The 23,751-nt window shown below is 64.3% G+C and carries 25 protein-coding genes; 10 read left to right on the top strand and 15 right to left on the bottom strand.

All coding sequences use genetic code 11. From position 1 onward, the window contains the following. Nucleotides 1-102 precede the first annotated feature (102 nt). On the top strand, nucleotides 103-1,713 hold the full coding sequence (locus tag LY632_RS12055) for a phosphoenolpyruvate carboxykinase (protein WP_234091378.1): 1,611 nt from the start codon (nucleotides 103-105) through the stop codon (nucleotides 1,711-1,713). Nucleotides 1,714-1,848: 135 nt separating this feature from the next. Next, entirely contained in the window at nucleotides 1,849-2,205 is a 357-nt protein-coding gene (locus LY632_RS12050; RefSeq protein ID WP_234091377.1) for a hypothetical protein, read from the top strand. A gap of 51 nt (nucleotides 2,206-2,256) precedes the next feature. On the opposite strand, the gene LY632_RS12045 is transcribed toward LY632_RS12050, so the two are convergent. The 4 genes from LY632_RS12045 to LY632_RS12030 form a co-directional block, all read right to left on the bottom strand. After that, a complete protein-coding gene (locus tag LY632_RS12045) occupies nucleotides 2,257-3,774 on the bottom strand; it encodes a hypothetical protein (protein WP_234091376.1) in 1,518 nt (505 codons plus the stop codon). A gap of 92 nt (nucleotides 3,775-3,866) precedes the next feature. Beyond that, nucleotides 3,867-4,169: a DUF3597 family protein gene (locus LY632_RS12040; RefSeq protein ID WP_234091375.1), complete on the bottom strand. Its 303-nt coding sequence runs from the start codon at nucleotides 4,167-4,169 to the stop codon at nucleotides 3,867-3,869. Between the two features lie 233 nt (nucleotides 4,170-4,402). Next, nucleotides 4,403-4,783 carry a DUF3597 domain-containing protein gene (locus LY632_RS12035; protein ID WP_234091374.1) on the bottom strand — a complete coding sequence of 127 codons (381 nt, stop codon included), beginning with the start codon at nucleotides 4,781-4,783 and terminating at the stop codon, nucleotides 4,403-4,405. Between the two features lie 303 nt (nucleotides 4,784-5,086). Continuing rightward, on the bottom strand, nucleotides 5,087-6,937 hold the full coding sequence (locus LY632_RS12030; protein WP_234091373.1) for a DUF885 family protein: 1,851 nt from the start codon (nucleotides 6,935-6,937) through the stop codon (nucleotides 5,087-5,089). Between the two features lie 61 nt (nucleotides 6,938-6,998). Between LY632_RS12030 and LY632_RS12025 the strand changes: the two genes are divergently transcribed. Then, nucleotides 6,999-7,214: a hypothetical protein gene (locus tag LY632_RS12025; RefSeq protein ID WP_234091372.1), complete on the top strand. Its 216-nt coding sequence runs from the start codon at nucleotides 6,999-7,001 to the stop codon at nucleotides 7,212-7,214. Between the two features lie 24 nt (nucleotides 7,215-7,238). Here LY632_RS12025 and LY632_RS12020 read toward each other — a convergent pair whose 3' ends face one another. Both LY632_RS12020 and LY632_RS12015 read right to left on the bottom strand, forming a co-directional pair. Next, nucleotides 7,239-7,928: an energy transducer TonB gene (locus LY632_RS12020; protein WP_234091371.1), complete on the bottom strand. Its 690-nt coding sequence runs from the start codon at nucleotides 7,926-7,928 to the stop codon at nucleotides 7,239-7,241. Between the two features lie 142 nt (nucleotides 7,929-8,070). Then, the gene (locus LY632_RS12015) at nucleotides 8,071-8,727 is read right to left on the bottom strand and encodes an alpha/beta hydrolase (protein WP_234091370.1); all 657 of its coding nucleotides are present in this window, start codon (nucleotides 8,725-8,727) and stop codon (nucleotides 8,071-8,073) included. A 175-nt stretch (nucleotides 8,728-8,902) separates the two neighbouring features. Here LY632_RS12015 and LY632_RS12010 point away from each other — a divergent pair, with 175 nt between their 5' ends. The 3 genes from LY632_RS12010 to LY632_RS12000 are packed head-to-tail and all read left to right on the top strand — an operon-like array spanning nucleotide 8,903 to nucleotide 11,231. Continuing rightward, nucleotides 8,903-9,826 (top strand): cysteine desulfurase family protein, encoded by a 924-nt coding sequence (locus LY632_RS12010; protein ID WP_234093233.1) that lies wholly within the window; start codon nucleotides 8,903-8,905, stop codon nucleotides 9,824-9,826. Next, nucleotides 9,823-10,905, top strand: a complete 1,083-nt coding sequence (locus LY632_RS12005) for a cysteine desulfurase family protein (protein ID WP_234091369.1) — start codon at nucleotides 9,823-9,825, stop codon at nucleotides 10,903-10,905. Before LY632_RS12010 ends, LY632_RS12005 begins: the two co-directional genes overlap by 4 nt. After that, nucleotides 10,902-11,231, top strand: coding sequence for a 2Fe-2S iron-sulfur cluster-binding protein (locus LY632_RS12000; protein WP_234091368.1), 330 nt, complete (start codon nucleotides 10,902-10,904; stop codon nucleotides 11,229-11,231). The genes LY632_RS12005 and LY632_RS12000 overlap by 4 nt, the downstream gene beginning before the upstream one ends. On the opposite strand, the gene LY632_RS11995 is transcribed toward LY632_RS12000, so the two are convergent. Together LY632_RS11995 and LY632_RS11990 are read right to left on the bottom strand one after the other, a co-directional pair. Continuing rightward, entirely contained in the window at nucleotides 11,228-12,127 is a 900-nt protein-coding gene (locus LY632_RS11995; protein WP_234091367.1) for a DUF4349 domain-containing protein, read from the bottom strand. The genes LY632_RS12000 and LY632_RS11995 overlap by 4 nt on opposite strands. A gap of 165 nt (nucleotides 12,128-12,292) precedes the next feature. After that, nucleotides 12,293-12,835, bottom strand: coding sequence for a type 1 glutamine amidotransferase domain-containing protein (locus tag LY632_RS11990; RefSeq protein ID WP_234091366.1), 543 nt, complete (start codon nucleotides 12,833-12,835; stop codon nucleotides 12,293-12,295). 97 nt (nucleotides 12,836-12,932) lie between these two features. Here LY632_RS11990 and parC point away from each other — a divergent pair, with 97 nt between their 5' ends. Further along, nucleotides 12,933-15,254 (top strand): DNA topoisomerase IV subunit A, encoded by a 2,322-nt coding sequence (parC, locus tag LY632_RS11985; protein ID WP_234091365.1) that lies wholly within the window; start codon nucleotides 12,933-12,935, stop codon nucleotides 15,252-15,254. 104 nt (nucleotides 15,255-15,358) lie between these two features. Here parC and LY632_RS11980 read toward each other — a convergent pair whose 3' ends face one another. The 6 genes from LY632_RS11980 to LY632_RS11955 all read right to left on the bottom strand — a co-directional run bounded on the left by LY632_RS11980 (nucleotide 15,359) and on the right by LY632_RS11955 (nucleotide 20,175). Continuing rightward, entirely contained in the window at nucleotides 15,359-15,700 is a 342-nt protein-coding gene (locus tag LY632_RS11980; protein ID WP_234091364.1) for a hypothetical protein, read from the bottom strand. A 236-nt stretch (nucleotides 15,701-15,936) separates the two neighbouring features. Continuing rightward, entirely contained in the window at nucleotides 15,937-17,112 is a 1,176-nt protein-coding gene (locus LY632_RS11975; RefSeq protein ID WP_234091363.1) for a CCA tRNA nucleotidyltransferase, read from the bottom strand. A gap of 136 nt (nucleotides 17,113-17,248) precedes the next feature. Next, the gene (locus tag LY632_RS11970) at nucleotides 17,249-17,848 is read right to left on the bottom strand and encodes a CoA pyrophosphatase (protein ID WP_234091362.1); all 600 of its coding nucleotides are present in this window, start codon (nucleotides 17,846-17,848) and stop codon (nucleotides 17,249-17,251) included. After that, a complete protein-coding gene (locus LY632_RS11965) occupies nucleotides 17,845-18,393 on the bottom strand; it encodes a DUF1285 domain-containing protein (RefSeq protein WP_234091361.1) in 549 nt (182 codons plus the stop codon). The genes LY632_RS11970 and LY632_RS11965 overlap by 4 nt, the downstream gene beginning before the upstream one ends. Before the next feature lie 43 nt (nucleotides 18,394-18,436). Continuing rightward, complete coding sequence (locus LY632_RS11960) at nucleotides 18,437-18,958, bottom strand: GNAT family N-acetyltransferase (RefSeq protein ID WP_234091360.1); 522 nt, start codon at nucleotides 18,956-18,958, stop codon at nucleotides 18,437-18,439. A gap of 56 nt (nucleotides 18,959-19,014) precedes the next feature. Then, entirely contained in the window at nucleotides 19,015-20,175 is a 1,161-nt protein-coding gene (locus LY632_RS11955; protein WP_234091359.1) for a PQQ-dependent sugar dehydrogenase, read from the bottom strand. Between LY632_RS11955 and LY632_RS11950 the strand changes: the two genes are divergently transcribed. Together LY632_RS11950 and LY632_RS11945 are read left to right on the top strand one after the other, a co-directional pair. Then, complete coding sequence (locus LY632_RS11950; RefSeq protein ID WP_234091358.1) at nucleotides 20,174-20,812, top strand: ribonuclease HII; 639 nt, start codon at nucleotides 20,174-20,176, stop codon at nucleotides 20,810-20,812. The two genes, LY632_RS11955 and LY632_RS11950, sit on opposite strands and share 2 nt — an antisense overlap. Nucleotides 20,813-20,852: 40 nt before the next feature. After that, nucleotides 20,853-21,458 (top strand): DUF305 domain-containing protein, encoded by a 606-nt coding sequence (locus LY632_RS11945; protein WP_234091357.1) that lies wholly within the window; start codon nucleotides 20,853-20,855, stop codon nucleotides 21,456-21,458. A 129-nt stretch (nucleotides 21,459-21,587) separates the two neighbouring features. Here the strand turns inward: LY632_RS11945 and LY632_RS11940 are convergent, their stop codons facing one another. After that, the gene (locus LY632_RS11940; RefSeq protein WP_234091356.1) at nucleotides 21,588-22,226 is read right to left on the bottom strand and encodes a DUF5666 domain-containing protein; all 639 of its coding nucleotides are present in this window, start codon (nucleotides 22,224-22,226) and stop codon (nucleotides 21,588-21,590) included. Nucleotides 22,227-22,566: 340 nt separating this feature from the next. Between LY632_RS11940 and LY632_RS11935 the strand changes: the two genes are divergently transcribed. After that, a complete protein-coding gene (locus LY632_RS11935) occupies nucleotides 22,567-23,706 on the top strand; it encodes a site-specific DNA-methyltransferase (protein ID WP_305040831.1) in 1,140 nt (379 codons plus the stop codon). Nucleotides 23,707-23,751 lie beyond the last annotated feature (45 nt).

Below are 23,751 nucleotides of genomic sequence, written 5' to 3'. Positions count from 1 at the left end.
CGCACCGCACTATCGGGCCGGGAAAAGCTGTGCATACCTATGCATTGCTCCCGCCCCGTCGCTCTTGGCCCCCGGCCACACCATGCTTCAGGAGACACCAGCGTGACCTTCCCGCTGACGACCAGCCTTTCCGCCCAGGGTATTGCCACCAATGCCGTGATCCACCCCAATCTCGGCACCGCAGCGCTGGTCGAACATGCGCTCAAACGGGGCGAGGGGCAACTGACCAAGGATGGCGCGCTGCTGGTCGACACCGGCAAGTTCACCGGCCGCAGCGTCAAGGACAAGTACATCGTCCGCGATGCCATGACCGAAGACACGATCAACTGGGGCACGATCAACCAGCCGATGGGTCAGGAGCATTGGAATACCCTCAAGGCCGACTTCCTCGCCGCTGTCGAGGCACATGACGAGCTCTACGTTGCCGACCTGTTCGGCGGTTCACAGCCCGAATACCGCGTCAATGTCCGCGTCATCAACGAGATGGCCTGGCACAACCTGTTCATTCGCACGCTGCTGGTGCGCCCGACCGCGGAAGAACTGGGCAGATTCGTGCCCGAATACACCATCATAAACCTGCCCAGTTTCAAGGCCGACCCCGAACGTCATGGCTGCCGCAGCGATACGGTGATCGCGGTCAACTTCACCGACAAGCTGATCCTGATCGGCAACACCGAATATTCGGGCGAGATGAAGAAGGGCGTCTTCGGCCTGCTCAACTACCTGCTGCCGGCGCAGGGCGTGATGCCGATGCACTGCTCGGCCAACATCGGCGCCGACGGCAAGAGCGCGATCTTCTTCGGCCTCTCGGGCACCGGCAAGACCACGCTCAGCGCCGACGCCAGCCGCACGCTGATCGGCGATGACGAACATGGCTGGTCGGACCAGGCCGTGTTCAACTTCGAAGGCGGCTGCTACGCCAAGATGATCAATCTCTCCGCCGAAGGTGAACCGGAAATCTACGCCACGACCAAGATGTTCGGCACGATCCTCGAGAATGTGACGATGGATCCGGCGACGCGCGAACTCGACTTCACCGATGGCAGCAAGACCGAGAATACCCGCGGCGCCTATCCTATCGAGTACATTCCGAACACTTCGGAGAAGAACCTCGGCCCGGCACCTGCCAATGTGATCATGTTGACCGCCGATGCCTTCGGCGTGCTGCCCCCGATCGCCCGGCTGACCCCGGACCAGGCGATGTATTACTTCCTCAGCGGCTACACCGCCAAGGTTGCCGGTACCGAGATCGGCGTGACCGAACCGGAAGCGACCTTCAGCACCTGCTTCGGCGCTGCCTTCATGCCGCGTCACCCCAGCGTCTATGGCAATTTGCTCAAGGAGCGCATCGCCAAGGGCTCGGTCCAGTGCTGGCTGTTCAACACCGGCTGGACCGGCGGCAAGTATGGCGTCGGCAGCCGCATGCCGATCAAGGCCACCCGCGGCCTGCTCAACGCCGTGCTCGACGGCAAGATCGACGATGTCGAGTTCCGCCAGGATCCGAACTTCGGCTTCGACGTGCCGGTCCACGTTCCCGCGCTCGCAGAGGCCGGGATCGACCAGACCCTGCTCGATCCGCGCGCGACCTGGGCCGACAAGGCCGAATACGACCGCACCGCGCAGAAGCTGGTGCAGCTGTTCATCGACAACTTCGCCCAGTTCGAACAGCATGTCGACGAAGGCGTGCGCCAGGCCGCGCCGCAAGCCGCCTGACGCCGCTCACCGGTTGGAGAGGGAAGCCCCGCCCGCGCGAAGACGCAGGGCGGGGCTTTTTCTTGGCGTTACTTGGCGCTGCCACGAAGCAGGCGTAGTCTCGCCGCGACGACTCGCACAATCTGGAGAAGCGCGATGAGCCTGCTTGACGGAATCCTGAAGAACATCGGCGGTGCGCCCGACGATATTGCCAACCTTGCGGCCAAGGTCGGGCTCGATCCCAAGCTGGTCGAGAAGGCCGTAGCGACGCTCGGCCAGACGCATCAGATGGAAGGCGACACGGTGGAACTGGCGGCGGAAAAGACCGGCCTCGACACCGGCGTGCTGGGCAAGATAGTCGAACAGATCGGTGGTGAAGGTTCGCTGACCGAGTTCGCCAATGCGATCAAGAACGACCCCAAGTCGATTATGGGCATTCTCGACAAGGATGGCGACGGCAACCCGCTCAACGATCTCGCCGGCATGGCCAAGGGCCTGTTCGGGAAGAAGTGAACAATTGCGGCCGTTTCGCGCTTGGGATCAACAGCTAGGTTGCGCTTGGTTTCACGGTCGGAACGGCTGCCCTTCCACTGCTGTCTCTAGCAGTTCCAGCATCGCCATCGCGGTTGCCGCGTTCTCCCCACCATGCGGGTCGAGCGCAACGGGCCGCAGGCTCTGGCGCGCCAGGGCGATCTTGCCTTCACGGGCCTGCGCAATGCCAACGCTCAGCCACAGGGTCCTGTCGAACAGCGCCAGCTCTGCGGCCTGTTCCAATGCCTGTCGGGCCTCGACAGGTGCGACATAGCCGCGCTGGGCGAAGCTGAGGTAGAAATAGACCAGCGGTGTCGGGTGATCGGGCTCAAGCGCATTGAGAGCTTCGAGCGGCGCCATGGCCGCGACGGTGGCGCTGTCTTTGTCCTCGGCGGCAGCGGCGAGGCGGAACATCGCGATGCCCTTCTGGACATAGGCGTTGCGCATCAGCGGATCGATGGCGGTTGCCCGGTCGGCGGCTGCGATCGCAGCGTCACCATTCCCCGCGTCCAGCTCCGCTTCCGCCAATGCAGCCAGCACAAAGGCATCGTCGGGATAGGCCGATGCAATCGCCCGCGCATCGGCCGCTACCCGCTGTGCATCCTCGCCCGCGACGCCGCGCTTCGACTGGATTACCAGCGGGAGGATCGCAGCGGCCCCATCGCTTAGTTCCGTGACGCGATACTCGCGGACCTCGAGTTCACCCGGCTCGAACACGATAGGGATTGCCTCCCACGCAGCGGTTCGCGAGTGCAAATGGAGCGCCCGCTCGAGCACCGCCAGATCGCCGAAACTCTCTGCCGCTGCGTCGATCGAACGTGCGCCCGAACGGATCGCTTCGGCATAGCGGTCCAGTTGCCCCTCGCGCTCGGGATCGGTCATCAGCAGATGGTAGAGCAGCCAGGCCTTGCCGTAATAGGACTCGTACCGTTTGCCGATCTCTGTGCCGTAGCGGTCAGGGTCGAGCAGCTCGCGGACCGGGAGCGGCTCGTCCACGAACACTTCTTTGATCCGGTGGCCTGCCGGTAGTCCGATCTCGACCCTGCCATCCGGATGGAAACCGGCGGAAGCGAAGTACTCGGCGGCCCCTTCGCTGAACCACAGCGGCATCGGATAGCGCGACGTGATCGCAAGGTAATGATGCGCATATTCGTGCAGCAAGGCGGTCTGCGCTTCGATCATTTCGTCCCTGGAACCCTGCAGGGCGGGAATGAAAGCAACCGCATCCCCGGCTCGCGGAAGGTAGAATGCGGAGATGAAGCGGTTGCTGCCACCGTAAAGCTTGCGAATGTCCTCGCGGCTGCCGGAGGAGAAGATGGTGAGGCGATTGGAGGGGCTTGGTGTCGCGGCAGCGCGGCCGGTGATGGCGCCCAGAGCGGCATGATAGCGTTCGAGCACTTCGACGAAACGGCCAAGACGTTCTGCATCCTCCTCGGCATAGATGACGAAATTGTCGCTCTCGGCGACATGCCATTTGGCGTAGGCAGGCAGGGGCAGCGCAAGACAGAATACGAGGCAGGCGGCGACAAGGCGACCGAAAAGGGTCTTCATCGAAACTGCATTCCCGTTGGTTGCAAGCCTCGTCAGGCTAACAAGTTCTGCCTCGCCCGCAACCCGGGAAAAGCTCTGGATGCAGGACAGGTTCAGTCGAGCAGGGTTGCCGGCACCCTCGCGCCCAGGCGGTCGAGTTCGCGCATGATGGCCTTCAGCATCCACAGGTTCTCGTTCTGGGTGCCCTGGTAGCAGGCCAGGCCCAGCTCGCTCGCCAGCTCGCGCCGGTTGGCATAACTAGGGTCGATATCGAGCGCACGGAACAGGTCGATCAGCGATGTGCGCCAGCCACCGTGGCGGGAACCCGCGATCGTATCGAGGCGATGCTCGACGTCGACGGTGCCATCGTCCTGGCCGCCGATAATCTTGTTTGCGATGGTCGCGAGAACACCCATGATCTTGCAATTGTCCTTTGCAAACGCGGCGCGACCCGCTGCGGGTTCCGGAAGCAAGGGCCGCCTGCCAGCGATGCAACTTCCCGTCAAACGAGAAAGATACCTATCGGGAAAGTAACCATATGAATTGGTATGAAATTATCCACCAGGCAAAGTCTGCACCCGCCTGCCAAGACACCGACAGAAAAGGGGCGCGGAATCAGCACCCCTTTCGCTTCATTGGCCGGGCCGGATCAGTTCATCATTTCGGCTGGAACCTTGCCGCCGTTCCTGGCCAGTTCCTGCATCGTCGCCCTGTGCAGCCAGATGTTGTCTTCGGCGCTGCCTTCATAATCGGTCCGGCCCAATTCCTCGGCCAGTTCCTGGCGGTTGGCGTAGCTGGGGTCGAGGCCGATCAGCTTGAACAGGTCGACGATCGAGCTGCGCCAGTTGAGCTGGTCGGCACCTTCCATGGCCGCGAGGCGGGCTTCCACGTCTACTTCGCTAATCGCGGCAGGAGCGGCGGGCCTTTCGGGAACGGCGGTTACAGGGCTGGGAGCGGGTTCAGCTTTCACCTCGGGCTTCCTGTCCTTCTCGCCGAAAATTGCGTTCCTGATGCTGGAAAAAATGCCCATGTCCTTGCTCCTGCGGGTTTTTGGGGGTCGTGGTAGCTCAATGTTGCGGGAGGTTGCTTGTTCCGGGCAGGCCCCGCGGGCCTGTGATGTAACATTGGGTGAAATCAAACCATCCGAGGAAAGGTCAGGCCATGAAGCTCGGACAAATACTCAACGAGACAGGTGCAATCGGCAGCAGAAGATGCTGCCGCTGCTGGCGATGGCAGTGGCAGGTTCCCTCGCTCAGAGCAGCAGCCGGCGGGGCAGCGGCGGCGGTCCGCTGGGCGGCATCCTCGGGACGATTATCGGCGGCCTCGCCGGGCGTTAGCCCCGCGTCGCGGCGATATAACGCTCCACATTCTTCGCCAGCACGTCCATCGGGGCATTTCCGCCGAGGATTACCGCGTCGTTGAATGCCTTGAGGTCATAGCGGCTGCCGAGCTGGCGCTGCGCCTCGGCGCGTAGCCCGACGATGCGGCTGTGGCCGAGCTTGTAGCCGGTCGCCTGGCCCGGCCAGCTGCAATAGCGGTCGACCTCGCTGGCGACTTCTTCGGCCTTGGAACCGTTGCGCTGGACGAAGAAATCGACGGCTTGTTGCCGGCTCCAGCCCTTGGCGTGAAGGCCGGTGTCGACCACCATCCGGCAGGCGCGGAAGGCGAGGCTCTGGAGGTAGCCGAGCCGCCCGACGGTGAAGTCGTCATAGGCACCCAATTCGTCTGCCAGCTGTTCGGCATAGAGCGCCCAGCCTTCGCTGAAGGGGTTGAAGGCGAGGATCGAGCGGATCAGCGGCAGGCGGTTGGAAAACTCGCCTTCCCACACATGTCCCGGAATGGTCTCGTGGTAAGTCAGGTCGGCCAGATCGTACTTGCGGTGCAGGTCGGTGGTGCGCAGATTGATCCACATCCGTCCCGGAATGGTCCCGTCCTTGCTGCCCGCGCCGCCATAGGCTCCCGGCGCGCCGGGCTCTTCGGCGGGCGGCAGGCGGCGGATCTCCAGATTGGGATCGACCAGCGTGTTGAAGGCGCGAGGCATCTGCGCCTTGATCCACGCCACCCGCTCTTCGATGAAGGCCATGATCTCGGCCCGCCCCGGATCACCCTCCGCAAACTTGTAGCGCGGGTCCTGGCTCAGCGCCTGCATCCGCTCGCCGACAGTGCCGCTGGTGTAGCCGATTTCGCGCAGGATCGGGTCCATCCGCGCGTGGAGCGATTCCAGTTCTTCCAGCCCCTGCCGGTGAACCTCGTCCGGGGTCATGGTGGTGGTGGTGCTGGAACGCAGCGCCCAGGCATAGAATTCCTCGCCATGCGGGCGGGCGTACATGCCGGGATCGGAGGTGGCGATCTTCTGCTCTTCGAACAGTTCGGCCAACTGCGCTTCGAGCGCGGGGGCGATCCTTTCCTTCACGATCCGGTCGGCGGCCGCAGCGGCGGATTGCGCCGCTGGCATCTCGGATCGCTTGAGCGGTTCGACCAGCGATCCGCCATCCATCGCATCGAGGAGGGTCGATTTCATCGCATTTATGGCTTTGACCAGCAGGAAATCGGGCGGCACCACGCCCATGGCGCGGGCGGCCTTCATCCGCTGCAATTCGCCCGCGAGCACGGCTGGAACGGCCTCGAGCCTGTCGACATAGGCATCGAGGTCGTCGCCGTTCCTCAGCGGCTGGGTCGAATCGAAGAAGCGCGGCAGGTCGAGATAGCTGCCGACATTCTGGATCACGACGTAAGGCGCAGTGCGCCAGCTGCCGACCGGCACATCGCCATAGGGCAGGGCGAAGCCTTGGAGTGCGACTTCATAGCCGCTCTGCACCACATCGAGATTGGTCACTGTCTCCGCATCCAGCCCGTCGCGCGGGTAAGCCTTCACCCGCTCGAGATCCTGCTTCAGCGTTGCAGCGAATGCCTGCTGTCCGGCTGGCGACTGATCCTCCAGCTTGCTGCGCAAATAGGCGAACTGGCCCGTATCGACGCCCAGGCTCGTGGCCCGTTCGGGCTCATGCTCAAGCAGATTATAGGCGACGACTTCGAGAAGGCGATCGGCGCCGATCTTGCGCGCCTGCAATACGCCGGCTTCGTTGACTCCGCCGGTCGCGCATCCGGTCAGGGTAAGTGCGGTCGTCGCGCCGAGGCCTGCGAGGGCCTGACGGCGGGTGAGTTCGAATGATTGTACGGTCATGCGCGAAGTCTGGCGCGGGGGAGTGGGCAAGTCAAACGCGCTTTGCTAAGCGCGGCGCGTCATGATGAACCTCGTCCTCTCCGTGCTCATGCTGGCTGCCGGCGCGCTGTTGATCGGTGCTGTCGTGCTGTGGCGGCGCGGGGTGAAGAAACAGGCCGCGCTGATGGTCTTGCTGGCGCTGATCGCTGTCGTCAATGTGATGATCTGGACCGTCCCCGACGCCGGAGGCCGGGCGCCGGTGGACCGTCTGGAGCAGGCGGACGAAGCTCGAGACTGAGGCGAGGGCCCGCCCGCCTGCTGCTCAATCGGGGATGTGCCAGCGAACGGCGCTGGAGAAATTACCGCTCGCGGTTTCGCCCCGATCGTTCTTGCCCGGATCGAACCTGGCCCGCTTGCGCACGAGCGAGCAGGTCGCATCATCGAGCGCTTCGTAGCCGCTGGACTGGGTGACGGTGCAATCCTTGACCTTGCCATCGGTGCCGACCGTGAGGCGGAAACCGACAGTGCCTTCCCAGCGGCGGGTGACCCAACTGCTGCGATAGTCGTCGTCGGTCACCCAATTGCCGTTGCGGGCAACGGGCGGGACCGGCTTGAACTTGGGCTGCTCTTTCGCTTTGGATCCGCCCTTGTCGGCCATGCCATCGCCGATGCCTTCATTGCCCGAAGCGGTGGTGTCGGGCTCGGAATATGCCTGCTGCTGATCGGTCGCGTCGACTTCGGTTGAAGACTGGTCAAGGTTGAACGGCTTTTCGGGAATGACGATCTTGGTGATGCTCTTGCTCTCGTCCTCGATCGGGCGGTCGGGCGGGGGCGGCGACGGCGTCGGCTTGGGCCGTTCGATCGGGAAGCCCATGATTCCGTCATCGTCGACGATCTTCGCCACACCACCCGCAAGTCCGGTCACTACTACCACCGCCAGCGCGGCGTGGATCGCGGCGACCCCGATCATCGCGGGAGCGCGGTTGGTTCCTGCTGCATCGACATAGGCCATGTTGGTACTCCTCTCTCGACCCTCCGGAAGAGAATGTTACAACATACCATAGATTGGCAAGCAAATTCACGTGGCGAAGTGCCACCGATCCCGCCGGGGCGGGTCGGACAGGGTCAGCGATGGTGCAGAAATGCCCTCCCGATCAGGTGATCGGGCAGGCCGGGTCCAGGCGGAAATCCAGGTAGTTGTTGACCGAGGCCATCAGCTCTTCCTGTTCGTCCTGGAAGAAGTGGTTGGCCCGCGGGATTTCCTCGTGGTGCACGGTGATATGCTTCTGCGTGCGCAGCTTTTCGACCAGCTTGGTGACCGAATTGGGCTGCACCACCGTGTCCTGCGCGCCGTGGATGAAGATGCCGCTGGCGGGGCAGGGGGCGAGGAACGAGAAATCGTACATGCTGGCCGGGGCAGACACGCTGATCCAGCCGCGGATTTCCGGGCGCCGCATGAGCAGCTGCATGGCGATGAGCGAGCCGAAGCTGACCCCGGCGACCCAGGTCACCTGCGCCTCTTCGTGGATCGACTGGACCCAGTCGAGCGCGGCTGCGGCATCGCTCAGCTCGCCGATGCCGTTGTCGAAGCTGCCCTGGCTGCGACCGACGCCGCGCATGTTGAAGCGCAGCGTGGCGAAGCCGCGATCGACGAAGGTCTTGTAGAGCTTCTGCGTGATCTGCTCGTTCATGGTCCCGCCGCCCTGCGGATGCGGGTGGAGGATCATCGCCACCGGCGCGCGCGGGCGAGGCGGCGGGGAGAAACGGCCTTCGAGGCGGCCTTCGGGGCCGGGGAAAATCACGGTGGGCATTTGGCGGATACCTGCTTTGCGGGGCGCGGCACGGGTGACGCGCCGGAAGTGCGCGCTATATAGTGTGCCATCGTAAATTCGCAATCATCCTGAACCCTTGGGGCCCGCCATTCCTGACCGTATCTATCTCGACCACGCCGCCACCAGCCCGCTGCGCCCGGAAGCGAAGGCAGCGATGGAGGAAGGCTTCCGCATCTGGGCCAATCCCTCGAGCCCGCACGCCGAGGGCCGCAAGGCGCGCGCCGCGCTGGAGGATGCGCGCGAACGGATGAAGCGGGCGCTGGGCTGGGATGGTGAGGTGATCTTCACCAGCGGTGCGAGCGAGGCGCTGTGGATCGCACTCAATCGGGCGAAGGTCGAGCGGAGGATTGTCAGCGCGGTGGAGCATGACGCGGTGTTCCGTGCGGCGCCAGATGCGGAGATGTTCTCCGACGATGTGCCTCTCGACGGTCGATCGATTCTCGCCATCCAGCACGTCAATTCCGAAACCGGGGTGATAAACCCGGTTTCCGATATGGGGGCAACGGTGAAGCAGACGGGCGCGTTGATCTTGTCCGACTGTTCGCAATCGGCGGGCAAGCTGGCCTTGCCCGACGCCGACATGCTGGTCATCTCGGCCCATAAGTTCGGCGGCCCGATCGGCATCGGCGCCCTGCTGGTGCGCGACTTTGCGCTGCTCGAACCGATCGGCGGCCACGAGCGCGGCTATCGCCAGGGGACAGAGAACATGCCGGGCGCCCTCGGCATGGCGGCGGCGCTGGAGGCTGGACCGTGGGCCACAACCTCCAGGGAGCGGGCTGGATTCGCCGGGCAACTTTCCGCCTCGAGCCTCACGTTCGGCGAGCAGGTGGACTACATCTTTGCCCTCACGCATCCGAGCATAAGTGCGCAAGCGCTGCTGATCAGGCTCGATGCGATGGGTTTTGCGGTTTCGGCAGGAAGCGCCTGCTCCTCGGGCACGCTGAAGAAAAGCAGGGTGCTCGACGCGTTCGGGGTGGATGATGATACGGCTGCTCGCGCAATTCGGATCAGCATCGGATGGAACACCTCTCCTGCGGAGCTGGAGCGCTTTGCCGAGGCGTGGGATTCGCTGACATGATTTACCTCGACTACCAGGCCACCACGCCGCTCGCGCCGGAAGCGCGCGAGGCGATGCTACGGTGGCTGGGCGGGCCGGGCAGCGACACATTCGGCAACCCGCATAGTCCGCACCGGATGGGCCGCATGGCCGCCGCGGCGGTCGAGGCGGCGCGGGAAAAGGTCGCGGCGCTGTTCCCGGCGGGCGGACGGGTGATCTTCACCAGCGGGGCAACCGAGGCGCTCAACCTCGCCATTCGCGGGTGCCACGCCGTGCGCGCGGGCGAGCGCATCGCCTTCAGCGCCATCGAGCACGCCGCCGTCATGGAAACTTGCAAGGACATCGGCAACTGGGCCGAACTGCCGGTTACGTCCGAAGGTTTGGTCGACCTGTCGCAGGAATTCCCGGCCCGCATCGGCCTGATGGCAGTGATGCAGGTCAACAACGAGATCGGGACGATCCAGCCGCTCGAGGATCTCGCGCGCAAGGCCAAGGCCGAGGGCGCAAAGGTGCTGGTCGACGGGGTGCAGGCGGCCGGGCGCATGGCGCTGTTCGAAGCCGACATGATTGCCGTTTCCGCACACAAGCTGCACGGGCCCAAGGGTATCGGCGCGTTGTGGCTGCGCGAGGGGGTCGGGCTCGTCTCGACCTCGGGCGGGGGCGGGCAGGAAGCGGGCATCCGTTCGGGCACGCTCAGCCCCGCGCTGTGTGCCGGGTTCGGGGCGGCAGCACAGCTGGCGGTCGAGCGGATGGAGGAGGATGCGGCGCATGTCGAAGCGTTGTGGAGGCGGGCGCGGGAACTGTTCGCTGGCTGGACGCTCAACGGCAGCGCCGAGGCGCGCTGGCACGGCAACCTCAATCTCCGCCGCGATGGGTTGGATGTCGCCCGCCTGATGAGCGATTGCCGCGATGTGATGTTCAGCGCGGGCAGCGCCTGCGCCAGTGGCTCGGGCCGGACCAGTCATGTCCTCAGCGCAATCGGGCTTTCGCAGGCTGAAGCAAAAAGCTCTATCCGGCTCGGCTTCGGGCGCTACACCACGCTGGACGAAATCGAACAGGCCGCAGCGTCGATCAATGCGGCAGCGGAGGCGCAGCAGTGAAAGTCCACTTCGAAACCGCCCGCGGCGAGACTGTCACCGTCGAGGCGCAGCCGGGCGACAATCTGCTCAAGCTGGCCCAGGGCGCCGGCATGCCGCTGGAGGGCACCTGCGAGGGCCAGATGGCATGCTCCACCTGCCATGTCGTGGTGGCGAAGGAGTGGTTCGCGCAGCTGCCCGAAGCGAGCGAGGAAGAGGAAGACATGCTCGACCTCGCCTATGGCGTGACGGCAACCAGCCGCCTGTCGTGCCAGATCGAGCTGACGGAGGAGATGGACGGCCTGACCGTTCGCATCCCCCCCGAAGCGCGGGACATGAGCGGGATCTAGGCTTCGCTGGCGGCTGGAGGTGCCATGCGCCGCCCGAGTGCGCGTGAGGCCCAGACCATACCGCCGATCGGCAGCGCCACTGCGCCGACGATGATCAGGATTGCCAGCATATAGCCGAAGATCGTCCCGAGCGATCCCAGAGCCCCCGTTACGGGAGCGAGGAAATCGCTCGTCACCGGGGTGCCGGTTTCGTAATTGACCGTCACCTTGCTGTAGGCGACGCGGCCTTGCATTTCCTTGAGCCAGCTCCTGGCCTGGTCGATCTCCTCGTTAACCTGCGCCACACTGCGTTCGGCCTCGACCAGTTCCTCGACCGTGCCCTTGTGGGTCCTGAGCACTTGCAGCAGCCGGTCGCGCAAATCGGTGCGGGCGGCGAGACGGGCTTCGGTATCGACGATGTTCTTGGACAGCTCTTCGGAAGCGATTTCGGCGGAGACCTGCTCGGCCCCGGCGTCCTCGGCTTCGTCCTCCAGAAGGGCGCCGAAGGCACGGGCCTGCTTGCTGGCGACGGCCATCTCCAGAACGCCGGTGACCTCGCTTTCCTCTTCACCGCTCTTGCTCATGCCGAGTATCTGGCAAATGGCCGCACCTTGCTGCTCGCACAGGCTCGCGTGTCGGCGTTGCAGCGCGCCGATCTCGGCAGCGGGCATGCGCCAGCGGTAGTCATAAACATAGGCCAATTGCGGCAGGGTAACGGGAATCTCGGCAAGTTCCGGGAAGGCCGAGCGAGTTCCAGGCGCCTCCTCCATGGCCGCGTCCGCCTCGCCGGCGCTTTTCGTCATGGCTTCGGCAGATTCGGCTACGTCGGCGGTTGCCGCGTCGTCCTGTTGAGCCTCCTGGCAAGCCCCCAATGCAAGCAGCGATGCCGCGGCCGCCAATGACGCAATCCTGCGCATCCTCACTCTCCTCATAATCGCACCTTATGATCACAATGCCGCCTCATTTGAGACACATTGTGGCCATAATTGTGCCATATTTGGATAGGAGCGCAAGCGTCAAATGCAAAAAGGCCCCGCCACCGTTGGTAGCGAGGCCTTGCATTTAGACTTGATTACAGTCGTTTAGGCGTTTTCCATCGCGCCCTGTTCGACCGCCGCAATCAGAGCATCGGAGAAGGCAGGAATGTCGTCCGGGTTGCGGCTCGTGATCAGATTGCCGCATTTTTCGACCTCCGAGTCGACCACCATGGCACCGGCATTCCTCAAATCGGTGCGGATCGAGGGCCAACCGGTCACGGTCTTGCCGCGGACGATATCGGCTTCGGCCAGTAGCCACGGGGCGTGGCAAATCGCCGCAATCGGCTTGCCCGCCGCGTCGAATTCCTTGACCAGCCCGATCACCGTCTCGTCCATACGCAGGATGTCGGGGTTCATCTGGCCGCCGGGGAGGAGCAGCGCGCCATAGTCTTCCGTGGAAACCTCGCCCACGGTCAGGTCGACCTGGACGCTATCGCCCCAATCCTTGTCCTTCCAGCCGCGAATTTCGCCTTCCTCGAGGCTGGCGACCGTGGTGGCGATGCCGGCGTCCTCGAGCCGATCCTTCGGCCCCATCAGTTCGGACTGCTCGAAACCGTCGGTGGCGATAATCAATACGCGCTTCATCATGGGGGTTCTCCTTGTTTCGGTATGCCCTTTGAATGCATGGGGACAGGTCTGCGTTCCGTACTGACAGGCAAGCCGTGGCTCTGTTAGGGCGAGCGCCATGTCCGCCGCCGATACCCCGATTGCCGAGCCCGATCCTTTCGACGCCCCCTATGACTCGGTCGTCGATGCCCCGTTCGATTCCGCGCTGGAGGAACGCTATCTCGTCTATGCGCTGAGCACGATTACCGCGCGCTCGCTGCCCGATTTGCGTGACGGATTGAAGCCGGTTCATCGCCGCCTGCTGTGGGCGATGCGGCAGTTGAAGCTCAATCCGAACGACGCCTACAAGAAATCCGCCCGCGTCGTCGGCGACGTCATCGGCAAGTACCACCCGCATGGCGACCAGTCGGTTTATGACGCGATGGTCCGCCTCGCGCAGGATTTCGCGTTGCGCTATCCGCTAGTCGACGGGCAGGGCAATTTCGGCAATATCGACGGCGATAATGCCGCCGCCTATCGCTACACCGAAGCCCGCCTGACCAGGACCGCGCTGCGGCTGATGGAGGGGCTCGACGAAGGCACCGTCGATTTCATCCCGACGTACAATGGCGAGGAGCAGGAGCCGGAGATCTTCCCCGGCCTCTTCCCAAATCTGCTGGCCAATGGCGCCAGCGGGATCGCGGTCGGGATGGCGACCAACATCCCCAGCCACAATGTGTCCGAGATTGTCGATGCGACGCTGGAGCTGATCGACAACCCGCATGTCGAGCACGCGCGGCTGATGGAGCTGTTCCATGGCCCGGACTTTGCGACTGGCGGCCTCATCGTTGACAGTCCAGAGGTCATCTCAGCCGCCTATGAAACCGGGCGTGGCAGTTTCCGCGTGCGCGGGCGCTTCCATGCGGCTGAAGCAAAGGACGAGGCCGACCGCGAAGCCGGGATCGAACGGCTCGGTGGGGGTCAATGGCAGCTGGTCATCAGCGAAATCCCCTACCAGGTGCAGAAGGGCAAGCTGATCGAGCAGATCGCGCAGGCGATCGCCGACAAGAAAGTGCCGATCCTTGAGGACGTGCGCGACGAGAGCGACGAGCAGATCCGCATCGTGCTGGTGCCGCGCAGCCGCAATGTCGACCCGGAACTGCTCAAGGAATCGATCTACAAGCTGACCGACCTGGAGACCCGCTTCGGGCTCAACCTCAACGTGCTCGACGCTACCCGCACGCCGATGGTGATGGGGCTCAAGGAACTGCTGGAGAACTGGGTCCGCAGCCAGATCGACATCCTCCAGCGCCGCGCGCAGCACCGGCTCGACCAGATCGCCCGGCGGCTGGAACTGGTCGAAGGGTATATTATAGCCTTCCTCAACCTCGACCGGGTGATCGAGATCATCCGCTACGAGGACGATCCCAAGGCGGTGATGATGGCGGAATTCAGCCTGACCGACCGCCAGGCCGAAGCGATCCTCAACATGCGGCTGCGCAGCTTGCGCAAGCTCGAGGAAATGCAGCTGCGGCAAGAAAAGGACGATCTGCTGAAGGAGCAGGACGAGCTGCAGAAGCTGCTCGACAGTCCGGCCCGCCAGCGCACCCGATTGAAGCGCGATCTCGCCGCGCTGCAGAAGGAATACGCACTCGACACGGCGCTCGGCGCGCGGCGCACGACCATTGCCGAGGCCGCCACGACGGTCGAATTCAGCATGGACGCGATGATCGAGAAGGAACCGGTCACTGTGGTGCTCAGCCAGAAAGGCTGGATCCGTGCGGCCAAGGGCCATGTCGACATGGGCGAGGATGGTTGCGGCGACTTCAAGTACAAGGAAGGCGACGGCCCGGCCTTTGCGGTCCATTGCCAGACCACGGACAAGCTGCTGCTGGCTGCCGATAACGGCCGCTTTTTCACTGTCGGGGCCGACAAGTTGCCCGGAGCGCGCGGCTTCGGCGAACCGGTCCGCAACACGCTCGATATCGAGGCGGAAGCGCAGATCGTGGCGCTGAGCGTGCACAGGGACGGCACGCGGCTGCTGCTGGCGGCCGATACCGGCAAGGGCTTCATCGCCGAGACGGCGGAACTGCTGGCCGAAACCCGCAAGGGCAGACAGGTGGTCAATCTCAAGGACAAGGCCAGGCTCGCTGTGGTGCGACCGATCGGCGAGGGGCACGACCATGTCGCGGTGGTCGGCGACAACCGCAAGCTGGTGGTCTTCAACATGGAAGAAGTGCCGGTGATGGCGCGCGGGCAGGGGGTGACCTTGCAGCGCTATCGTGACGGCGGGCTGGCCGATGCGACGACCTTCGTGCTGGCCAATGGCCTCAGCTGGCAGATGGGCGGCAAGGGCGACCGCACCCGGACCGAGAGCGATATCTGGCAGTGGAAGGTCGCGCGTGGTGCCGCGGGTAGGATGCCGCCGCAGGGTTTCCCGCGCGACAATCGCTTTTCCTGACTGCTGATCGGCTCGACAGACGAAGAACAGGGCCGGGTTGCGATGCGGCGACCCGGCCCTGGTACCCACGCTATCTGCAGCGTGGAAACGGAAAAGCCGTCAGCTCAGCCAACTCCCTCGGTGATCTGCTTCGAGGTAAAGACCGAAGCGAGCTTGCCTTCTGCATTCAGGGTGAAATGCTCTTTCTGGAATGAGATCGGGCGCTCGGTGTACTCGCTCAGATCCATCACGACGGTTTCGCCATCCACCGAGGTGATGGTGCCGAGCGGCTGGTTGTCTGCCGTCACTACCGTCGCGCCGCTGACGAGCATGCTCTCGAGCTCCTCTGGAGCGACCGCTTCCTTCTCCGGTTCGGCAGACTGCCCGGTTGCAGCCGTTTGCGCCTGCGCGGCAGGAACGAGTGCCAAAGCTCCAGCGGCACAAACGAGGGCGGTCAGGATCTTCATGTATTTTTCTCCGTTATTGCGGCCTGTGAGACGCACTTCCCCATGCGCAAAGCGCAGACGGAACGGTCGAGACCTCGATGATGGCAGCATTGGCGATCTGCCAAGCGCGCGAACCCTGAATGGGCGGTTGTGAAACCACCCTGAGGTTACCCACCAGCGTTTCGCGGTGGCAACCGCTTCACCCGCCCTTCGTCCTGCCGGATGCACGGCTCAGGGACTCTGGCAGCCCGATGAAGCTAGTTCGGTGGAGTGGGCGCGCCGCGCAGTTGCTCGGCCAGCAGCTCCTCTACTCTCTCGCGACCGGGAAATCCTTCGTCAATCCAGCGCGATTCCACTTGCCGCAGCAATCGTGCGACCTCCGGCCCCGCGCCAACGCCGCGCGCAACGATCTCCCCGCCCTTCAAGGGGAACTGCGGGATCGGCCATTCGATCACGGGGCGCGGGTCCTGGTTGGTCAGCAGCAACCGGTCGCGTGCGTTTTCCGTGCCTTCGCGATAGGCCAGCGCCAGCGGTGCTTCGCCATCGGCGGGGCTGCGTGCGGCGAGGCTTGTCAGCCGGTCACGTTGGGCACGGGACAGTCGCAGCCGGGCGGCGACATTCTCGGCAATGGCCGGTACTGCGGGCAACAGGGCCGCGAGGCGGCGTAGCGGGTCGGTTTCCGCCCCGTATTGCGCCTCGATTCCCACCAGAAGCTCGAGTCGCGCCAACTCGGCCCTGCCAGCCTCGGGCAAGATTACGGGCAGCACGCCACGTTCGCGCATGCGCAGCACGGTGGCATAGGGGTCGGGCAGGCCGAGCAGCGACAACAGTTCCGTCGCCACCCGCTCGCGGCTGAGGCCCTTGAGCGTGTGGGCAAGATCGGCGCAGGCTTGCTCGGCCTCGTCATCCAGTTCGGACCCGAACCGCGCCTGGAAGCGGTAATAGCGGAGAATACGCAGGTGGTCCTCGCGGATCCGTTCACGTGCATCGCCTATGAAGCGGATACGGCGGGCAGCCAGATCCCCCAGCCCGCCGAAATAATCGCTGATCTCCAGCGTCTCCGGATGTGCATAGAGCGCGTTGATGGTGAAGTCCCGCCGCGCCGCATCGTCTCGCCAGTCCCGGGCGAAGGCGACTGTGGCGCGGCGCCCGTCCGTCGATACATCATGCCGCAGCGTGGTGATCTCGACCGGACCATCATCCAGGAGCGCCGTGATCGTGCCGTGGTCGATGCCTGTCGGAACCACACGAATGCCGGCCGCCATGAGCCGTTCCATCACTTCATCGGGCAATAACGGCGTGGCCGCGTCGATATCGCGCACCTCGTCGTTCAAGAGAGTATCGCGTACCGCCCCGCCGACCCAGCGGACATTGTCTGCGCCAAGCACCGCGACCAACTGCGCCAGGTCGGCGCGCTGGGTCCACAGGTCCATGGGCAGGGTTTGTGTCACACCAACATCCGTTCGCCCTGAGCTTGTCGAAGGGCAGTTCGTCCAATTCCTGCATCGCTAGATGAAAGCGAAGGGCTTCGACAAGTTCAGCCCGAACGGAGATGGGGAATTCGCAAACTCAATCGAACAGTTCGGTCAGCCGCAACCGTTGCGACAGGTTGGCGATGATCCCGGCAGTGACGCCCCAGATCCGGTACCCCTCGTAATGCATCTCGAAATAGCGCCGCTCGGCCCCGCCCCACCACACGCTCTGCTCGTCGTAGTTGGCGGGATCGAACAGGTGGGCCAATGGCACTTCGAACCAGCTTTCGACCTCGCCGGGGTTGGGCACCAGCGGCAGGTCCGGCGGGACGACGCCCAGCACCGGGGTGATATCGAAGCCGGTGCCGGTGACGTAATTGTCGGTCGCGCCGATGATCCGCACATGGTGGCGCGGCATGGCGAGCTCTTCCTCGGCCTCGCGCAGTGCCGCCTCCACCGGTGTTTCGCCCAGATCGATCTTGCCGCCCGGAAAGGCGACCTGCCCGGGGTGGCTGCGCAGGTCGTCGGGCCGCTTGGTCAGGATGACTCCGGGCTGCGGGCGGTCAGTCACCGGTATCAGCACGGCGGCGGGACGGGGCGTGCCCCGGGCGAAGCGTTCGTCGCTGATGAGGCCGGCGGCCGGTTCGCCGTGCCCGTCATCAAAGACGCGTTTGAGCCGATCGAACAGCGTGCTCATGCAGGAAGCAGCGAGAACATCTCGCCCTGGCTGGTGACGGTCCAGTCCTCGCCTTGCGCCAGCGCATGTTCGGCGATCTGTTCATAGGTGCTGCGATTGAGCCGCGCTTCGGTGCCGCGCCTGACGCCGAGGTACAGCGCCGGGGTCTCCGCATTCCCGCGCGCGACGAGCGGATGGTCAGGGCCGGCGACGATCAATTCGTCGGTGTTGAGCCGGAAGGCCAGCGCGCCCTCGCGTTCCGCCATATCGACCGCGACGAAGGCGGCGTCCTCGACTTCGATGCTCAGCTTCTCGAATGGCGAATAGAGCCAGTGCTGCCCTCCTTCGTCGCGCACCAGCAGCCCTGAGAAAGCACGCACCATCGCCGGCCGGGTGATCGGGCTGCCGTCATGGAACCAGGTGCCATCTGCGGCGATCCGCATACGGCTGTCACCGGTTCGCTCGGGTGACCAATGCTCGACCGGCGGCAGGTTGCGCGCCATGACCTGTTGAGCGATCTCGGTGAGGTTCAGTCCGGCTAGGTCTGGCGGCGGCTGGTACGGCATGGGGCGAGCGTTGGCAGATATGCCCGCAGCTCACAAGAACCTGTCAGCCGGCCCAGGGTCCCAGCATGCCTTGAGCTGGCAAGATACCGGGATTCTCGCACCGCAGCAGCAGGCGGGCAGGATCATAGGGGCCAGGGCAGTGCCAACCGCCGGTGTGTTCGGCAGTGAAGCCCCAGCGGCCATAATACTCCTGATCGCCTATCATCACCTGTGGCAGCGGCGGTCTATCGCCCTGCGCCATGGCATCGATCGCGCCGAGCGCCGCGCCCATCAGCGCCTTGCCATAGCCTTCGCCCTGCAGTGCGGGCATGACCGCGACCGGGCCGACCATGATCAGCGGGTGGCCTTTGCCATCGGGCGTGGCAAGCGCGCAGGGCCACAGCTGGATGGACCCGGCGAGATAGTCATCCTCGTCCAGCGCGGCGAAGCTCAACCCTTCCAGCCAGTGCGCGCCCTCGCGGATACGATAGGCGGTGCGGGCGTGCCGGTCAGCGCCGAAGGCCTCGTCGAGCAGCGCCTCGACCAGTGCCGGATCGACCGCGGAAAGGGGGACAAGCGTCGCCATGGGGCGCGGCGGTTAGGGCCGGTGCGCCCCGCTGTCGATACAGTTTCGCTTGGGGCTTACCTAGCGGGGCTCAGCTTGAGCAAACGCCCGCCTTCGCCGTCCTCGATCAGCCACACGCTGCCATCCGGCCCCTGGGCGATGTCGCGCAGGCGGTTGTCGAAGCTGTAGCGCGCGGTTTCCGTGGCTTTGTCGCCGTCAATCGCGACTTCGACGAGAGCCTCGATGGAAAGTCCGGCAATCAGCGCATCGCCCTTCCAGCCGGGAAAGGCATCGCCGGTGTAGAAGATGAAATCGCCGGGCGCGATCACCGGGGTCCAGCCGATCGCGGCGGGCTTGAATTCCGGACGGGTCGCGTGATCGGGGATCTTGTCGCCATTGTAATGGTCGCCATCGGAAACGACCGGCCAGCCATAGTTTGCGGCACGCTCGACCACATTCAGCTCGTCGCCGCCCGCAGGGCCATGCTCGAGGTCCCACAGGCTACCGTCGGGCGCGAACTGCAGGCCGAGGACGTTGCGGTGGCCATAGGACCAGATCTGGTCCGACGGGCTGCCCCGCTCGGCATAGGGATTGCCCTCTGCCGGCGTCCCGTCGAGGTTGAGCCGCACGATTGTGCCCAACGTGTTCGACAGGTCCTGCGCCGGCTCCAACTTCTGCCGGTCACCGCTCGAAATGTAGAGATACCGGCCGTCCGGCGAGATTGCGATCTTGTGCGAGTAGTGCCCGCGCCCGGTGACCTTGGGTGTCTGGCGCCAGATCACGGTAAGCCCTTCGATGCGGCAATCGTCAGCCACTTCGCCGCAGACGAGTGTGCCCTTGCCGACCACCGCGCCGCGGGTATCGCCTTCGCCCGCCTCGGCCCAGCTGAGATAGATCGTCCGCCGGTCGAGCACGTCGGAGGCTTCCGACGGCAGGAAGGCGACATCGCCGAATCCGCCCTGGCCACCGTAATCGACCGCCGGGACCCCGGTCACGTCGCCGGTCACCCCGTTGGAGGTATCGACGAACTTCATCGACCCGGCCTTTTCGGTTATGAACAGCACTGGCGTGCCGGGCGCAAAAGCCATGGCCCAGGGCCGCTCGAACGTGCCCATTTCGCTGGTCTGGTAGGAAACGGACTGGACCCCGCTATCCCCCGAATTGGTCGAACCGCAGCTTGCGAGGGCAATGGCGGGGAGAGACAAGAGGGCGAGAAGATTGGTGCGTGTCTGGTTCATGCTTGCTGCAACTCCCGATGACTTTTCCGTATCCCGAGGTCCGCGCATTTTCGGCGTGGACGAGGCCGGGCGCGGCCCGCTGGCGGGGCCGGTGGTGGCCGCTGCTGTAATGCTGGGCAGCGGGTGTCCGCAAGGGCTCGATGATTCCAAGAAGCTGACGGCCAAGCGCCGGGCATCGCTCGACGAAGCGATCCGCGCGAACTGCGCCTGGGGCGTGGGCGTGGTCGAGGTCGAGGAGATCGACCGGCTCAACATCCTCGGCGCGACCATGCTGGCCATGACGCTGGCGGTGACGCGGCTGGCCGAGGTGCTGGGGCAGGGACCCGCCGAAGTGCTGATCGACGGCAATCTCACCCCGCATGGCCGCTGCGACCAGTGGCGCTGGCCTGCCCGCGCCATCGTCGGCGGGGACGGTACCGAACCGGCGATCAGCGCCGCCAGCATCGTCGCCAAGGAATGGCGCGACCGGATGATGATCGCCGCTGCGCAGGCGCATCCCCACTACGGCTGGGAACGCAACAAGGGCTATGGCAGCGCCGAGCACATGGAAGCGCTGCGCCAGCACGGCCCGACCCCGCTGCACCGGCGGAGTTTCGCGCCGGTGGCGCAGGCCGAACTCTTCCCGATCGGAACCTGAGCGCGCCGCCCTCGGTTAATCTCCCAACAGGAGATTTCCGATGGACCATTCAGGCAACAACGCAGCAATGCACGGCAAGTGGGCGACCTTCTTCGCCATGATCGCGACTTCGGTCGTGACCATGTTCGTCCTGACCTACTTCAACAGCTGGCAGATCGACCACAATTTCTTCAGCCAGACGCGCATGTGGATGGCGCTGATAATGGGCTGCGCAATGATCGTGGTCATGCTCGGCTTCATGTGGGGCATGTACCGGTCGCGCACCACCAAGTTGCTGGTCGTGGTCGGGGCCTTCGCCATGGGCGGCGTGTTTCTCACCCTCGTTCGGAGCCAGGACACGGTCGACGACACGGCGTGGATGAAGGCGATGATCCCGCACCATTCGATTGCCGTGCTCACCAGCGCCAGGGCCAACATTTCCGACCCGCGCGTGCGCCAGCTGGCGGACGCAATCATCGAGGCGCAGGTAAAGGAAATCGAGGAAATGAAGCTGCTTATCGCCGATATCGAAGCCAATGGTGAATTGGGCGATGGCAAGCCGATACCGGCACGGTCGACCCAGCTGACACCGGCACTCAAGGCCGAGGCGGAGGCTGCCGCCGCGCGTACATCTGCGCTACGGCCAGGCCCGCAACAAGGGCTTTAGCAGCAAACAGGCCAGGGAATCGCCACGCCAGCACGGCACGGGCTCGCTGCATTGGCGGAGCTTCGCGCCGCTGGCGCAACTCTGCCTGCCGGGAGTGGTTTGAGCCGAACCTCCCGGAAGCAGGCTAAGTCAGGCGGAGAGTTCGATAATGCTGACCGCGTCGATTTCGGGTGTATCGAAGAAGTCGGAGTCATCGAAACGTCCCGACACCGACACACGGTCGCCCACATCGATGCGCGTCAGTCCATCGTCGTCGAACGGATCGTACAGGAGCTCGCCGGCATCCACCTTGTATTCCAGCACGCCCGCATCCACGATCATCTCGTCGCCGGTGATGGCGGTAACGTAGCCGGTAATATCCAGGCCTTCGGTATCGACCGGGCCGACATACATCATCGGATCCAGCCCGCCTTCCTCATCGGCTGAGTTGGCGAAGTAACGGGTGCGCAGCTTGTCGATATAGACCGTGCTGGCTTCGATGCGGCGGGTCTGGAGGAAATCGTTGTCCATCAGTCCGGTGACGGTGACTTCGTCGCCCGGCATCACGACGTTTTCGTTGAACCAGTCGAAATCGTCCATTTCGACCGGGAGCGAATTGCTGCCGTAGTCGAGCATGAACACGTCGCCCGACACGCTTTCGACCGTGCCGCTGAGTGTCAACCACTCGCCGTCATCGGTCTGCGCAGGCGTCTGGGGCAGAGCCGGGCTTGCCGCCATGGCGAGGGTTGCGGCGCCAAGTGCGATAGTTTTGCGGAATGTCTGTTTCATGATCTCCTCTGTCTTTGCGTGTTCGGGGGGATGAGAAGCCGCGCCCCGACAGGGCTGGCCTGCACGGCGGGCTTCACTTCACCAACGGGTCGCCCCGAGGTCTTGTTCCGAATTGGTCGGCCTGCTGCGAATGACCGCCTTTCGGGAGCGATAGAGTCTTTCCCGTCACACCGCAGCATATCGAGTCCCGAAAGACTCCGCGGACTCAACATCTTGTGGGGGACTCTTTATGTTCTCTCATGGTTGACGGCCCGTTAACCATATTCCCCGATACTTCTTGCTTGACGCGGAGTCCGGTTGGACTCACCCTGTGGATAAGTCTGGAACATAGGGGAAGATGATGGGGGTCCTGGAGACCACGAAACAGCGCGTGATGCGCGCGCCGAAGCCGGTCCAGGTGCCGAAGGATGCCCTGCCTCTGGGGAAGATCCTGCCGGGCGATTGCGTCGAGGCGATGCGGCAACTGCCGGATGCCTCGGTCGATCTCGTCTTCGCCGATCCGCCTTACAACCTTCAGCTCGGCGGCGATCTCAACCGGCCCGACGGCAGCCATGTCGATGCGGTGACCGACCATTGGGACCAGTTCTCCAGCTTCAAGGCTTATGACGACTTTACAAAGGCATGGCTGACGGAAGCGAAACGCGTTCTGAAGCCCGACGGCGCGCTGTGGGTGATCGGGAGCTATCACAATATCTACCGCGTCGGCGCGATCCTGCAGGATCTCGGCTTCTGGCTGCTCAACGATATCGTCTGGCGCAAGACCAACCCCATGCCCAATTTCCGCGGCACCCGCTTCACCAATGCGCATGAGACGCTGCTGTGGGCGAGCCAGGGGGAGAAGGCCAAGTACCACTTCAATTATCGCGCGATGAAGACGCTCAACGACGAGCTCCAGATGCGCAGCGACTGGGTCATCCCGATCTGCAACGGCGGGGAGCGGCTCAAGGAAAACGGCCACAAGGCGCACCCGACGCAGAAGCCCGAGGCGCTGCTCTACCGCGTGCTGCTGGCGACGACGGAGAAGGGCGACGTGGTGCTCGACCCGTTCTTCGGCACCGGCACCACCGGCGCGGTCGCCAAGCGTCTGGGCCGCCACTGGATCGGCTGCGAGCGGGAGGATTTCTATCGCGGCGTCGCCATGAAGCGGATCGAAAAGGAACTCCCGCTCGACGAAAGCGCGCTCACCACCATGCAGGCCGGCCGCGCCGCGCCCAAGGTCGCCTTCGGCGCACTGGTCGAGGCCGGGCTGCTCAAGCCCGGCACCGAAGTGTTCGACAAACAGCGCCGCTGGGTGGCGACGGTGCGCGCGGACGGCTCGCTGGCCTATGGCAAGCAGTCAGGCTCGATTCACGGCCTCGGCAAGGACCTGCAGGGCGCACCCAGCTGCAACGGCTGGACCTTCTGGCACTACGAGGTGGATGGCGAGGTCAGGGCGCTGGATGCTGCGCGGCAGTTCTATCTGCTGGCGACGGAGGATTGACGAAGCGTTTAATTGGTGTCGATAACTCGTCTATATGACGGGAGT

The sequence above is a fragment of the Erythrobacter sp. SDW2 genome (assembly GCF_021431965.1).
Lineage (GTDB): Bacteria > Pseudomonadota > Alphaproteobacteria > Sphingomonadales > Sphingomonadaceae > Parerythrobacter.
This window is presented reverse-complemented; position numbering and strand designations above follow the sequence as displayed.